The 12,901-nt window shown below is 61.2% G+C and carries 12 protein-coding genes; 8 read left to right on the forward strand and 4 right to left on the reverse strand.

What is annotated here, in order from left to right; all coding sequences use genetic code 11:
• Nucleotides 1–45 precede the first annotated feature (45 nt).
• A complete protein-coding gene (rsmI, locus tag GIV26_RS00115; protein ID WP_020301255.1) occupies nt 46–951 on the reverse strand; it encodes a 16S rRNA (cytidine(1402)-2'-O)-methyltransferase in 906 nt (301 codons plus the stop codon).
• Between the two features lie 176 nt (nt 952–1,127).
• On the opposite strand from rsmI, the gene GIV26_RS00120 reads away from it, so the two are divergent.
• The 4 genes from GIV26_RS00120 (at nt 1,128) to GIV26_RS00135 (ending at nt 4,575) form a co-directional block, all read left to right on the forward strand.
• Nucleotides 1,128–2,939, forward strand: coding sequence for a penicillin-binding protein activator (locus GIV26_RS00120; RefSeq protein WP_236279295.1), 1,812 nt, complete (start codon nt 1,128–1,130; stop codon nt 2,937–2,939).
• Nucleotides 2,939–3,310: a YraN family protein gene (locus GIV26_RS00125; RefSeq protein ID WP_054898902.1), complete on the forward strand. Its 372-nt coding sequence runs from the start codon at nt 2,939–2,941 to the stop codon at nt 3,308–3,310. The genes GIV26_RS00120 and GIV26_RS00125 overlap by 1 nt, the downstream gene beginning before the upstream one ends.
• Before the next feature lie 93 nt (nt 3,311–3,403).
• Entirely contained in the window at nt 3,404–3,997 is a 594-nt protein-coding gene (locus tag GIV26_RS00130; protein WP_236279296.1) for a phosphoheptose isomerase, read from the forward strand.
• Nucleotides 3,994–4,575, forward strand: a complete 582-nt coding sequence (locus GIV26_RS00135) for a BON domain-containing protein (RefSeq protein WP_003188655.1) — start codon at nt 3,994–3,996, stop codon at nt 4,573–4,575. The genes GIV26_RS00130 and GIV26_RS00135 overlap by 4 nt, the downstream gene beginning before the upstream one ends.
• A 202-nt stretch (nt 4,576–4,777) precedes the next feature.
• Here GIV26_RS00135 and GIV26_RS00140 read toward each other — a convergent pair whose 3' ends face one another.
• Together GIV26_RS00140 and GIV26_RS00145 are read right to left on the reverse strand one after the other, a co-directional pair.
• Nucleotides 4,778–5,548 carry an OmpA family lipoprotein gene (locus GIV26_RS00140; protein WP_019816951.1) on the reverse strand — a complete coding sequence of 257 codons (771 nt, stop codon included), beginning with the start codon at nt 5,546–5,548 and terminating at the stop codon, nt 4,778–4,780.
• Between the two features lie 186 nt (nt 5,549–5,734).
• Nucleotides 5,735–6,379, reverse strand: a complete 645-nt coding sequence (locus GIV26_RS00145; RefSeq protein ID WP_236279297.1) for an MBL fold metallo-hydrolase — start codon at nt 6,377–6,379, stop codon at nt 5,735–5,737.
• A gap of 155 nt (nt 6,380–6,534) precedes the next feature.
• On the opposite strand from GIV26_RS00145, the gene GIV26_RS00150 reads away from it, so the two are divergent.
• From GIV26_RS00150 to GIV26_RS00165, 4 genes are read left to right on the forward strand one after another with little or no spacing between them, the layout of a single operon-like run.
• Nucleotides 6,535–7,125, forward strand: coding sequence for a paraquat-inducible protein A (locus GIV26_RS00150; RefSeq protein WP_057976879.1), 591 nt, complete (start codon nt 6,535–6,537; stop codon nt 7,123–7,125).
• On the forward strand, nt 7,122–7,766 hold the full coding sequence (locus GIV26_RS00155; protein WP_054919304.1) for a paraquat-inducible protein A: 645 nt from the start codon (nt 7,122–7,124) through the stop codon (nt 7,764–7,766). The genes GIV26_RS00150 and GIV26_RS00155 overlap by 4 nt, the downstream gene beginning before the upstream one ends.
• Entirely contained in the window at nt 7,747–9,396 is a 1,650-nt protein-coding gene (locus GIV26_RS00160) for a PqiB family protein (protein WP_073524099.1), read from the forward strand. Before GIV26_RS00155 ends, GIV26_RS00160 begins: the two co-directional genes overlap by 20 nt.
• 14 nt (nt 9,397–9,410) lie before the next feature.
• Nucleotides 9,411–9,968, forward strand: coding sequence for a PqiC family protein (locus tag GIV26_RS00165; RefSeq protein WP_186607363.1), 558 nt, complete (start codon nt 9,411–9,413; stop codon nt 9,966–9,968).
• Between the two features lie 9 nt (nt 9,969–9,977).
• On the opposite strand, the gene GIV26_RS00170 is transcribed toward GIV26_RS00165, so the two are convergent.
• Nucleotides 9,978–12,707 (reverse strand): LuxR C-terminal-related transcriptional regulator, encoded by a 2,730-nt coding sequence (locus GIV26_RS00170; RefSeq protein WP_236279298.1) that lies wholly within the window; start codon nt 12,705–12,707, stop codon nt 9,978–9,980.
• Between the last annotated feature and the right edge of the window lie 194 nt (nt 12,708–12,901).

Genomic DNA, 12,901 nt, shown 5'->3' on the forward strand with positions numbered 1-12,901 from the left:
GGCATTGCCATCACGTTCAGACGAAATACAGATTTGCCCCAGGAACTATTCGGCCTTCTGCTTATCGAGCGCGACCTGATACAACACGTTCTTGCGCACGCCGGTAATTTCCGCTGCCAGGGCGGCGGCGCGCTTGAGTGGCATTTCCTTGAGCAACAAATCGAGGACGCGCATGGCCTCGCTGCCCACCGCATCTTCATTCTCCGGCGCGGTCCAGCCTGCTACCAGCACCACGCATTCACCACGTTGTTGATTGCTGTCGCCCTCGACAAACGCTCGCAGCTCCTCCAGCGGCAACCCCTTGAGGGTTTCGAAGGTCTTGGTCAACTCTCGGGCCAGCAAGGCCAGGCGCTCACCGCCGAACACCAGCTCCATGTCTTGCAGGCATTCAAGGATACGATGCGGAGCCTCATAGAAGATCAAGGTGCGCGGTTCTTCTTTAAGTGCCTGCAGACGCGCCCGACGCCCTACAGCCTTGGCGGGCAGGAAGCCTTCGAAGATAAAGCGGTCCGAGGGCAACCCGGCGGCCGATAATGCAGCAATCAGCGCGCAGGCTCCCGGAACAGGCACTACATTGATACCTGCGGCACGGGCCTGGCGGACCAGGTGGTAACCAGGATCGGAAATCAGGGGCGTGCCCGCGTCGGAAATCAGCGCGACGTCATCACCCGCCAAAAGACGTGTGATAAAGCGGCTACCCTCTTCACGTTCGTTGTGTTCGTGGCAGGCCGCTAATGGCGTGCTGATACCAAAATGCTGCATCAACCGTTGGGAGTGCCGCGTGTCTTCTGCCGCGATCAATTTCACCTCGCGCAACACTTTCAGCGCCCGGGCACTGATGTCGTCCAGGTTGCCAATGGGCGTCGCCACCACAAAAAGCGAGCCAGCAGTGGAATTCAAAGGACCTGGAGCAGTCAAAGCGCACACCTCGATGGTTGGCAAAAGCCACATTGTAGCGCGTAGACGCCTTGAAAATATGCCATCACGGCCGATGCCGTTTCAGCCACCATTAGCTAAACACAACATTTGCACGACCTAAATCCACGGTTTAACGCCATGAACATCGCGCCTGGGCCAGTGCTTGGGTACACTTCCACGCTAATTTGATCGGTATCAGGAACACTTACATGATCGCTTGCCTGCGGCTGCTCTCCGCCCTCTGCCTCGCTGCCTTGCTGGCTGCTTGCGCCAGTTCGCCCTCCTCCAGTCTTGGCGAACTGCCACGCACGCCCGATGCCAGTATCGAGCAACTGCTCGAACAGGCGACGAACGCCAAGACGCCAGAAAAAGCCGCGTTGCTGCGCCTGAGCGCGGCGGACCTGGCTTACCAGCAGAACAACCCCGGCCGCTCCTCGCAGATCCTTGCGCAAGTGCCCCTGGACGCCCTGAAGCCAGCCGCGCAAGTATTTGCCAGCACCCTGGCCGCAGAACTGGCCATGGGGCGCAACCAGCCCAAGGCGGCCTTGGCAGCGCTGAACCACCCCAGCCTGCAAAGCCTGAAGGAGTTGCCGACCGACCAGCAGATCCGCACCGGTACCGTACATGCACGTGCCTATGAAGCCGATGGGCAGACCCTCGCCGCCGCTCGCGAGCGGGTGTCCATGGCGCCCCTGCTGACGGGTGAGGCTGCCAACAGCAACCACGAGGCCATCTGGGTATTGATTGCCGCGCTGCCAGCCGAACAGCTGCAAGCCACTGGCAACCCGACACTCGATGGCTGGATCACCCTGGCCCAGGCGGTCAAGGGCGCCGGTACGCTGGAGCAACAACAAGCCGCCATCGACACCTGGCGCGCACAGAACCCGGGCCACCCGGCTGCAGTGCAACTGCCAGCGCCGCTGACCAAGCTCAAGGAACTGGCCAGCCAGCCCCTGAACAAGATCGCCCTGCTGCTGCCGCAGGAAGGGCCGCTGGCGGCTGTGGGCAAAGCGCTGCGCGAAGGCTTCATGGCGGCTCACTACCAGGCTGAGCAAGCCGGGCAGAAGCCACCGGTCATCGAGTTCTATGACAGCTCGCGCCTGGGCTCCCTCGACGACTTCTACGCCACGGCCCAGGCCGCCGGCGTGCAACTGGTCGTCGGCCCGCTGGAAAAACCGCTGGTCAAGCAACTCAGCGCGCGCCCGCAGCTGCCGATCACCACCCTAGCCCTGAACTACAGCGAGACCGATCAAGGCCCGGCGCAGTTGTTCCAGTTCGGCCTGGCCGCTGAAGACGAAGCCCGCGAAGTGTCGCGCCGTGCACGTGCCGACGGCCTGCACCGTGCCGCCGCCATGGTGCCCCGTGGCGAATGGGGCGAGCGCGTCTACAAAGCGTTCCGCCAGGATTGGGAAGCCAATGGCGGCACTGTCATGGGCGTTGAATATGTCGATCAGCCTGTTGCCCTGGCCCAGCAGATCGCCGATCTGTTCCAACTGCGCAAGAGCGAAGGCCGCGCCAAGAGCCTGCAAAGCACAGTAGGCACCGACGTAGCCGCCCAACCTTCGCGTCGCCAGGACATCGAGTTCATCTTCCTGGCTGTCACGCCACAACTGGCCCAGCAGATCAAGCCGACCCTGAACTTCCAATACGCCGGCGATGTGCCGGTGTACGCAACCTCCCACGTGTTCAGTGCCAGCGGTGACCGTAACCAGTACCTGGACATGACCAACGTGATGTTCTGCGAAACCCCTTGGTTGCTCAACACCACCGACCCACTGCGCAACCAGGTTGCGGCGCAATGGCCGCAAGCCAATGGCAGCCTGGGCCGCCTCTACGCAATGGGCGTCGATGCCTACCGCCTGGCACCACGCCTGGGCCAGCTCAAGGCACTGCCTGACACCCGTGTCGACGGCCTCTCGGGCAACCTGGGCATCAGCGCCAACCAGCGCGTGGACCGCCAGATGCCGTGGGCGAAGTTCGTCGGCGGCGAAATACAGCGCCTGCCCGATACCCCACGCTGATGCCCCAGCGGTCCAGCGCACAAAGCGGCAAGGATGCCGAACTGCATGCGCTCGATTACCTGCAACAACAGGGTCTGCGCCTTCTGGCGCAGAACTGGTTATGTAAACGCGGCGAGCTTGATCTGGTCATGCTTGACGGCGATACAGTAGTATTCGTCGAAGTCCGCTACAGAAAACACGCACAATGGGGTGGCGCGCTCGCCAGTATCGACGAGCGCAAGCGTCAAAAGCTGATACTCGCTGCGCAGTTTTTCCTGCAAAAAGAGCATCACTGGGCTGACCGCCCCTGCCGTTTCGATGTGGTTGCCATGGAAAGCACCCCGTCAGGCACAGCTGATCTGACCTGGCTTAAAAATGCCTTCGACAGCTGATTCGCCGGGCACCCTCACCACTCACTTTTGCTCTTTGCATTGCGGGCTGCACATTACCTGTGCCAAACAGCCGCGCTACTTAAGGTCACACAGATGGACATGCAATCCCGAATTCGCCAGCTTTTCCAGGCCAGCATCGACACCAAGCAACAGGCGATGGACGCACTTGCACCGCACATCGAGCAAGCCAGTCAGGTCATGGTCAATGCCTTGCTCAACGAAGGCAAAATGCTTTCGTGCGGCAACGGTGGTTCGGCCGGCGATGCCCAGCATTTTTCCTCCGAGCTGCTCAACCGTTTCGAACGCGAGCGCCCGAGCCTGCCGGCCATTGCATTGACCACCGACTCGTCGACGATCACTTCGATCGCCAACGACTACAGCTACAACGAAATCTTCTCCAAGCAGATCCGCGCCCTAGGCCAGCCGGGCGATGTATTGCTGGCGATTTCCACCAGCGGCAACTCGGCGAATATTATTCAAGCGATCCAGGCCGCACATGATCGCGAAATGATTGTCGTAGCCTTGACCGGTCGCGACGGCGGCGGCATGGCTTCGCTGCTGCTGCCCGAGGACGTGGAGATTCGCGTCCCGGCCAATGTCACTGCACGTATCCAAGAAGTTCATCTGCTGGCGATCCACTGCCTGTGCGATCTGATCGACAGCCAACTGTTCGGGAGTGAAGAATGACCGTTAATCGCCTCAGTCTTTTGGCCATTACGCTGTGCGTCGCCATCAGCGGCTGCAGCTCGGCTATCACCGCTACACGGGACACCCCTATTCAGGACGACCGGGGCACACGCACCTTCGGCAGCACCATTGATGATTCGCTGATCGAAACCAAGGTCAAGGTCAACGTCGCCAAGGCTGCTACCGACCTGGGCAACGGTGCCTCGCGCATCGTGGTGACCAGCTTCAACGGCGTGGTCCTGCTGGCAGGCCAAACACCCCGCGCCGATCTCAAGGCCCAGGCCGAGCAAGCCGCTGCCGGCGTGCAACGCGTCAAGAAGGTCCACAACGAACTACAAGTCATGGACCCGATCACTCTGCTGGCCATCAGCAACGATGCCTTGCTGACCACCAAGATCAAGGCCCAGATGCTGACCGACAGTGCAGTGCCAGGCTCGCGAATCAAGATCGTCACCGATAACGGCATCGTCTACATGATGGGCCTGCTGACCCAGGCAGAAGCCACCCGCGCCGCCAACCTGGTGCAAGGTGTGTCGGGCGTACAGAAGATCGTCAAGGTATTCGAATACATCGACTGATGTAGATCGAAGCTGCCTGATCGTTCCCACGCTCTGCGTGGGAACGCATCCCGTGACGCTCCGCGTCACCGCACAAGCCTCGACTTTTGCGCCATCAGTGGGACGCGGAGCGTCCGAGCGGGCATTCCCACGCAGAGCGTGGGAACGATCAAAAAAGGGCGCCGTGCATTGACTGCACGGCGCCCTTTTTAGTGCCCAGGGTTTACTGGTATTGCTGGTACGGATTGCCCTGAAACTGGTTGTTCTGCTGTGGCGCCTGCTGCTGACCAGGCTGGCCGTATTGCTGGCCAGGGATCGGGCCGAGGTTGACTTCGACGCGACGGTTCTGCGCACGGCCATTCACGTCGGCGTTGCTGGCAATCGGGTTATCCGGGCCGGCACCGCGTGCGCTCAGGTTGGCACCATTAACGCCTTGGGAGGTCAGGTAGTTGGCCACGCTCTGCGCACGGCGCTGGGACAGGTCCATATTCAGTTGGCGGCTACCGGTGCTGTCGGTGTAGCCAACGATCTGGATGGTGTTCTGGTTGAACTGCTTGAGAGAGTTGGCCAGGTTGTTCAGCGGCTGGTAGAAGCTGCTGGAGATCGCGTCCGAGTTGGTGGCGAAGGTAATGTTGCCCGGCATGATCAGCTTGATCTGGTCACCCTGGCGCTGCACCTCGACCCCGGTGTTCGCCATGCTTTCACGCAGTTTTTTCTCTTGCTGGTCGGCGTAGTAGCCATAGCCCGCCGCACCGGCACCCGCAACGACTGCGCCAATCAGCGCGCCCTTGCCACGGTTGTTATGGTCGATGGCCGCACCGGCCAATGCACCAGCCAGCGCACCTAGGCCGCCGTACTTGGCGGTTTTGCTCATGCCGCTTTCGGAACCATTGCTGGCCTGTCCCTGGCTGCCGTCATAAGGGTTAGGTGAGGCGCAGCCAGACAACAGGGCTACGGCGGTAGCGACAACAAGCAGACGACGCGGAGTGAACATGAAGGAAGCTCCTACTTTTGCATTCTGTGATGCAGAGGACATTGGCAATGGACCTGTGCCGAGTTTGGAACGCGACAAGCGGCAAAAATTCCGTGGAGGGGTGCGTAAAGCATAGCTGTCTTTGGCTCGGGCCTGTGTCTGTGTGTCTGTACCGGCTTGTATCAGAGCCGACAACCCATCACGCCATCACGCACGCACGAAAGGATTCTCCCGCATCTCATCGCCCAGCAACGTATCCGGCCCATGCCCAGTGACCACCGTCGCGCCCTCGTCCAGCGTATACAAGCGCTGCTTGATCGACCGCACGATCGTCGCCTGGTCGCCGCCCCATAAGTCCGTGCGCCCTACGCCGCGACGAAACAAGGTATCGCCGGCGATCAACAGCTTGGCGTCGGCGAACCAGAAACTCATCGAGCCCGGCGTATGCCCTGGGGTGTGCAAGGCTACGCCACAGCCGCAGGCCAGTTCTTCGTCATGCTCCAGCCAGCGATCCAGCGACGGCACCGGGACGTAGGGCACGCGAAACATCTGGCATTGCATTTCCAGGTTGTCCCATAAAAATTGATCATCTTTGTGCAAATGCAGCGTGGCGCCGGTCTTTTCTTTCAATTGGCCGGAGGCGAGGAAATGATCGAGGTGAGCATGGGTGTGGATAATGCTCACCACCTGCAGGCCCAGCGCATCAAGGCGCGCCAGGATCAACTCGTGATTGCCACCGGGGTCGACCACGATGGCTTTTTTAGTGATCGGGTCGCCAATGATGGTGCAGTTGCACTGCAACGGGCCGACGGGAAAGGTTTCGCGAATCAACGGTTGTTTTTCAATAGTCATGGGTGTCCTGCAAGCTCTCTGGCGCGTTCCAAGTGCAGTATGGTGTAGCTTGGCCCTGCTCTGGAAGGAGTCGATTACGCGGTCCATCCGCTGCTAAGCTACGCAAGCGCCATTGAAATCCCCTGCTGCAGTCAGTCGCATTTGGAGCAACACCCATGGCGAATCAACAGATCATCTGCGAACACTGCGACTGCGTGTACGAGAAAGTCACGCTCGCCAAACATCAAAAAGCCCTGTGTGTGCGTTGTTCTGGCGTGCTGCAGCGCTATAACGGCCTGTCGGTGCAGCAACGCCTCGCCCTGACGGTGACCGCCGCAGTGCTGTGGACCTTTGCGAACTTTTATCCGGTGATGAGCATCAGCCTGCAGGGCTTGAAAAACAGCGCGACGCTCTGGGATTCAGTCGTTGCATTGAGCCTGGGGCCGATTACGTTCATTGCTTTGGTCGCGGCGATTTCCATCATTATCGCGCCGGTGTTTCAGCTGCTGTTGCTGATCTGGGTGCTGAGTTTCGCGTTGGCCGGCAAGCGCTCGCCGGCATTCAAGCTGTGCATGCGCTGGCTCGAAGCACTCCGGCCCTGGAGCATGCTGGAGGTGTGCCTGCTGGGCGCGATGGTCGCGGTCTTCAAGCTGGCCGGCATGCTGGATGTGATCCCTGGCACCGGCCTGTTCGCCTTGGCCGCCCTGAGCCTGTTGCTGATCCGCATTGCCGGGCGCGATGTACGCGACCTGTGGGACACCGTATGAATTCACCGCCCACCGCCCGCGAGCTGAACCTGTGCCTGTGCCATACCTGCGGCCAGCCCTGCGACATGCGCCGTGAGCCCACCGAGTGCGATCGCTGTGGCGCCGCACTGCATCGGCGCAAGGTGCAGTCCCTGACCCGAACCTGGGCCTACATGCTCACCGCCCTCGCCTTTTATGTCCCGGCCAACTTACTGCCGGTGATGAACACCACCATGCTCGGCTCGGGCGCAGACAGCACCATCATGAGTGGCGTGCTGGAGTTCTGGCAGCATGGCGCCTGGGACATTGCGCTGATCATTTTCATCGCCAGCATTGCCGTGCCGGGTATCAAGTTCCTGTCGCTGGGGCTGCTGCTGGTCACCGTGCAGCGTAATAGCCAGTGGGCGCGCAAGGAGCGTTCAAAGCTGTTTCGGTTTATCGAACTGATCGGCTACTGGTCGATGCTCGATGTCATCGTGGTTGCCCTGGTGGCCGCGCTGGTGAAGTTTCAAGCCCTGGGCACGATCGAACCGCGCCTGGGCATTCTGTTTTTTGGCCTGGTGGTCGTGTTTACGATGCTGGCGGCCATGAGTTTTGATCCCCGGCTAATCTGGGAAAATCCACATAACGAGGAGACCTCGGATGAGCTCATCCAAGGCTGACACCCCTGCGGGGCAACCCGTGATCAAGACGCGTCGTTTCAGTGTCTCGCTGGTCTGGATCGTGCCGATTGTCGCCGTACTGGTGGGGATCTCGCTGGTGATTCACAGCGTCATGCAACAAGGGCCGACCATCGTACTCAACTTCAAGACCGGCAGCGGGCTGGTTGCCAACAAAACCGAGGTCAAATACCGCAACGTGGTGATCGGCCAGGTAACCGCCGTGGCCCTGAGTGATGACCAGAAAAGCGTCAATGCCACCGTCGAACTGGTCAAACAGGCCGAAAGCTTCACCCGCGAAGATTCGAAATTCTGGGTGGTGCGCCCGCGCATCGGCGCAGGCGGCGTGTCGGGCATCGACACGTTGTTGTCCGGCGACTACATCGGCGCAGACATCGGCCAGTCCGAGACTCGCGCCAAACACTTCACCGGCTTGGAAAACCCGCCGCCCATCACCTACGGCGAGCCGGGCAAGCGCTTCACCCTGCACACCCAGGCCTTGGGCTCCCTGGATATCGGCTCCCCCGTCTATTACCGCAAGATTCCGGTGGGCCAGGTAGTGGCCTATGAGCTGGACAACGAGGGCAAGGGCGTGAATGTCGAAATCTTCGTGCACGCGCCCAATGATGTGTACATCACTGAGAACACGCGTTTCTGGAATGCCAGCGGCGTCGACTTGAGCGTCGGTGCCAATGGCTTCGCGCTGAAAACCGAATCCTTGTCCTCCATGCTGATGGGCGGGATCGCCTTCCAGGCGCCGCCCTACAACCCCAATGACAAACCGGCCGAAGAAAGTCGCAGCTTTGAATTGTTCGAAGACCAGCAAAGCGCCCTCGCCCCGCCCAACGGCAGGGGGCAATACATGGTCCTGCGCTTCGATCAGGCCCTGCGCGGGCTGAAAGTCGACGCACCGGTGGAGTTTCTCGGCGTCGAGTTCGGCAGGGTTGTGTCGATCAACCTGGATTTCGATGCGAAAAAGCGCACCTTTCCGGTCAATGTCGGCATCGTGATCTACCCGCAACTGCTCGGCGAGGCCCACACCAAGTTGCTCAAGGCCATGAACAACAACCCTGACGATGAGGCAGCCGGCGTGCGCCTGATCGGCACCTTCATCGAAAACGGCCTGCGCGCCCAGGCTCGCAGCGGTAACTTGCTGACCGGCCAGCTCTACATCGCCCTGGACTTCTACCCCAAGGCCGAGAAAGTCGCGTTCGACCCGAACCAGCGTCCGGTGGGCATCCCCACCATCCCGGGCAACCTGGAACAGCTGCAAGAGAAGTTCGAAGGCATCGTCAACAAGATCAGCCAACTGCCTGTCGAGCGTATTGCCGGCAACCTCGACGCCAGCCTGGTCGAACTGCGCAAAGGCCTGGCGCAATTCAACGCCAAGACGCTGCCGGGTGTGCAGACGACCTTGGCCGACGTGAGCAAGACCCTGCAATCGGCCAGTTCAACCCTGGCAGAAGACTCGCCGCAGCGTGAACAACTGACCCAGACCCTCGACGAGTTGGGACGCATGTCGCGCTCCCTGCGCGAGCTTTCGGATTACCTGGGCCGGCATCCGGAGTCGCTGATTCGCGGCCGCCCCGATAACGCCGCACCGACGGACCTGCAAGGGCCACCCCGCAAATGACCATTGGAGCCGCCATGACATTGCCGTTGAAGATCACGTTACTGAGCGCCCTGCTGCTGCTCGGTGCCTGTCGCAGTGAACCCATCGCTTTTCATACACTGACCCCGGCGCACTTGAGCCCGAGTACGCGTGCAGAGGCCGGCGGTGTACGCATTGAGAGCATCAGCGTGCCGCCTCAGGTCGACCGTGCGCAGATCGTGATTCGCCAGGGCGACAGCGGCCTGGCGATTCTTGAAACCCAATGGTGGGCCGCCACCCTCGCCGATGAACTGAGGAGCGCCTTGGTGGATCAATTGGCCAACAGCAATGCCCGGCAAGCCGTAGCGTTACGCGTAGACGTGCAGCGGTTTGACTCGGTACCGGGGCAGTACGCATTGCTCGATGTGCGCTGGCGCCTGAGGCAAGTCAATGGCGATCGCCCGGCCTTGACCTGCCGCACCACCTTGCAATCACCTGCCGGGCCGAGCATCGACGAGTTGGTGGTGGCGCATCAGAACAACCTCAAGCGTTTCGCGGCGCTGATCAATCAGACCGTCGACACCTCACTCAAAGGTTGCCCGGCCACGCCATAAACCCAGGGCTCAGGCCAGCAAGCCCATAGCCTTGGCCCGCGCCACCGCCTGGGTACGACGCTCCACGCCGAGCTTGCTGTTGATATGGCTGGCGTGGGTCTTCACCGTGTGCAGGGAGATGAACAGCTGGTTGCTGATTTCCTGGTTTGAACAGCCTTGGGCAATCAGTTGCAGCACCGCCAGCTCTCGGGTACTGAGGGTTTCCTGTTGAGGTATGGCTTCAACTGCGCTGGCTTGGGGCAGCAACGCCAGCAAGCTCTGATTGAGCAGCCCATGGGAATCCTTGCCCAACTGATCGCGCATCCACTGCGGATAACCCTCCAACAACCGTTGAAACGGCTGCAACGCACCGCCCGAACCGGCTTCCAGGGCACGGGCGAATACCGGCCGGGCCTTGGCTTCCAGGCCATTATCCAGAAGTAACTGCACCTGCTGGACCAGCGCCATCAGGGCAATCATCTGGCGCCCACTGTCATGGGCCTGTTGGGCCAACGCTTCCAGGCGTTGCAGCGCGCTGTCGGGCTGATGGCGCGTGGCATCGAGCGCAGCTTGTTGCAGCTCGATATGTTGCGGCAGGTGCGGATGAAACTCGGGGGCCGCCGCGGCGTGCTCGCCGTTGTAGGTCTGCCCCAGGCGGGCCAGCCAGGCGTCGGCCAGGTCAGTGCGCCCCTGGGCCAGCCACAACTCGCATTTGATCAGGGTGATCATCGCCAGGTAATAGATCGGCGGCACATCCCAGATGTGCATCAAGCGCTCGGCCTCGGCCAGTTCGGCAAAAGCATTGGCAAACTCCCTACGCCGCCCTTCGAAGCTGGCGATGACGCAGTGCCCGATCAGCACGCTGATATCGCGGCAGGCACGGGCCTCGGCCAGGCCGGCGCGCAAACGCGCCAGGCCGGCCTCGGGCTGGTAACGCACCAGCAGCAGGTAGCCTTCGTACAGCGACAGGCGCGCGCGCACGGCATATAGGCGTTGGGAGGCGAGCCCATGCAAGCGCTCCAGGCCCTGACGGACTTCATCCAGGGAACGCAGGATCTCCCCCCGCGCCTGCAGTACCCGGGCCCGGTCGTAATGGGCCAAGGCTTCAAACAAGGGGTTACCGACGCGCTGCGCCAGTTCCAACGATTCGCGGTTCAGGCCACGGGCGCGCCACAGGTCGGCATCGACGATCGCCAGGTTGGACAGGGTCGAAAGGCACATCAGGCGCTGGCCGTAACGCTTTTGCGGCAGGCTTTCCAACGCCTCTTGGCAATAGCGCTGGGTCAGCTCACGGTCCCCACGCCCACGGGCAATAATCCCGCTCAGCGCCAACCACTGGGCCAACATGGATTTTTGCGCGGTGGCCGACGGGGCAGGCAGGAAGCGGCTGAGGTAACTGGACAGCTCCTGTGCCGCATCCAATTGGCACGCCAGCCCCAACGCCCAGCTATACAGAACGATCAAACGTGGCGTGCTGATCAGCAGGCTGTCGGGCAAATCCATCTTCCAACGCAACAGCATGCCCACATTCTGCTCTGCCAGCAGTTGCTCTTCGGACAGGTTCTGCACCAGGTTCGCCGCCACATCCAGATGCCCGGCCCGCAGCGCCTGCTCCACCGCCTCGTCGATCAAGCCCTGGGCGTTAAACCAGCGACAGGCGCGCAAGTGCAAACTGGCCGGCGGCAAGGTGGCGCTTTTCTCGCGGCGGGTGCGCAGCAGGTCGGAGAACAAGTGGTGGTAGCGGTACCAATGGCCTTGCTCATCCAACGGCACTAGGAACACTTGATGAGCCTGCAAATAGCGCAGGATTTCTGCGCTGTCATGGGCCTCGCGGACGGCGTCGCATAGTTCGCTGCAAAAGCGCTCCTGAGGTGCGGTGTCGTACAGGAACGCTTGTACCTCCGCAGGCAGGCAGTCGATGACTTCTTCGAGCAGGTAATCGCGAATCAGACCCTCGCCACCGTGCAGGCTTTGCGGCAAGGCGCTCTCACTGCCGGCTTCGGAGGCCGCCAACAGCCAAAAGCGCAGACCGGCGACCCAGCCCTCGCTACGGCGGATCAGGTTTTCCAACGCCTCGCCGCGCAATGCATTGCCGTGTCCATCCAGCACCGCCAGGGACTCGTCATGGGTCAGGCGCAGGTCTTGCTCATGCAGTTCCAACAGGTGCCGCGACAGGCGCAGGCGTGCCAGGTGCCAGTCCGGACGCTGCCGGCTGGTGACCAGCACCACCAGGCCATCAGGCAAATGATTGAGAAAAAACTGCAGGCAGCGATCCAGCACCGGGCCTTGGGCCAGGTGATAGTCATCCAGCACCAGCAATAACGGCGAACGTGCAGACAGGTGCACTGCCAGTTCGTCGAGCAGGCCATCGAGCCATTCTTCGAAGGCAAAGGGTTGGTGACGCTGGCGCATTTTCAGCAACCCCAGGGATTGGGCGCCGAGTTGCGGGAAATACTGTTGCAAGCCGTCGAGCAGCCGCTCCAGGAAACGGCCGGGGTCGCTGTCCCGAGGGCTCAGGCCCAACCACAGGCTTTGCCACTGGGCAGGCAAGCCCTGGCAGAACTCCACCGCCAACGAACTCTTGCCAAACCCTGCGGGCGCGCTGACCAGCAACAGTCGCCCATCAAGGCCCGCATTCAGCCGTTCGCACAGGCGCGGGCGCAGCACGTAGCCGTCAGGCAGCGGGGGCCGGTAGAAGCGGCCTTCCAGGGTCGGCATCACCACACTGGCAGGCCCATGGGTTCGGGACAGATCAGTCATCGCCGGGCTCTTGTGGAAGGCTGTTGTCGGCATTGCAGATGTCCGCAGACTAGCGGTAAAAGCGGCGGGATTGTAGATCTTTGCAACAAATGGCTGAAAAAGAACTGCGACAAGAAATATCCCGTCCAGCCTCCTGGAAAGAAGTAGGAGCGAGCTTGCTCGCGAAGCGCTCAAAAACAACGCGCCCATCCAGG

Source organism: Pseudomonas sp. PA-1-3F (assembly GCF_021609665.1).
In the GTDB taxonomy this organism is placed as follows: domain Bacteria; phylum Pseudomonadota; class Gammaproteobacteria; order Pseudomonadales; family Pseudomonadaceae; genus Aquipseudomonas; species Aquipseudomonas paracarnis.

Bases quoted from the DNA above. Each gene is read 5' to 3' on its own strand.
- GIV26_RS00120 (WP_236279295.1), top strand. From the start codon at position 1,128: ATGATCGCTTGCCTGCGGCTGCTCTCCGCCCTCTGCCTCGCTGCCTTG.
- GIV26_RS00150 (WP_057976879.1), top strand. From the start codon at position 6,535: ATGGCGAATCAACAGATCATCTGCGAACACTGCGACTGCGTGTACGAG.
- rsmI (WP_020301255.1), bottom strand. From the start codon at position 951: ATGTGGCTTTTGCCAACCATCGAGGTGTGCGCTTTGACTGCTCCAGGT.
- GIV26_RS00155 (WP_054919304.1), top strand. From the start codon at position 7,122: ATGAATTCACCGCCCACCGCCCGCGAGCTGAACCTGTGCCTGTGCCAT.
- GIV26_RS00160 (WP_073524099.1), top strand. From the start codon at position 7,747: ATGAGCTCATCCAAGGCTGACACCCCTGCGGGGCAACCCGTGATCAAG.
- GIV26_RS00170 (WP_236279298.1), bottom strand. From the start codon at position 12,707: ATGACTGATCTGTCCCGAACCCATGGGCCTGCCAGTGTGGTGATGCCG.
- GIV26_RS00140 (WP_019816951.1), bottom strand. From the start codon at position 5,548: ATGTTCACTCCGCGTCGTCTGCTTGTTGTCGCTACCGCCGTAGCCCTG.
- GIV26_RS00125 (WP_054898902.1), top strand. From the start codon at position 2,939: ATGCCCCAGCGGTCCAGCGCACAAAGCGGCAAGGATGCCGAACTGCAT.
- GIV26_RS00145 (WP_236279297.1), bottom strand. From the start codon at position 6,379: ATGACTATTGAAAAACAACCGTTGATTCGCGAAACCTTTCCCGTCGGC.
- GIV26_RS00130 (WP_236279296.1), top strand. From the start codon at position 3,404: ATGGACATGCAATCCCGAATTCGCCAGCTTTTCCAGGCCAGCATCGAC.
- GIV26_RS00165 (WP_186607363.1), top strand. From the start codon at position 9,411: ATGACATTGCCGTTGAAGATCACGTTACTGAGCGCCCTGCTGCTGCTC.
- GIV26_RS00135 (WP_003188655.1), top strand. From the start codon at position 3,994: ATGACCGTTAATCGCCTCAGTCTTTTGGCCATTACGCTGTGCGTCGCC.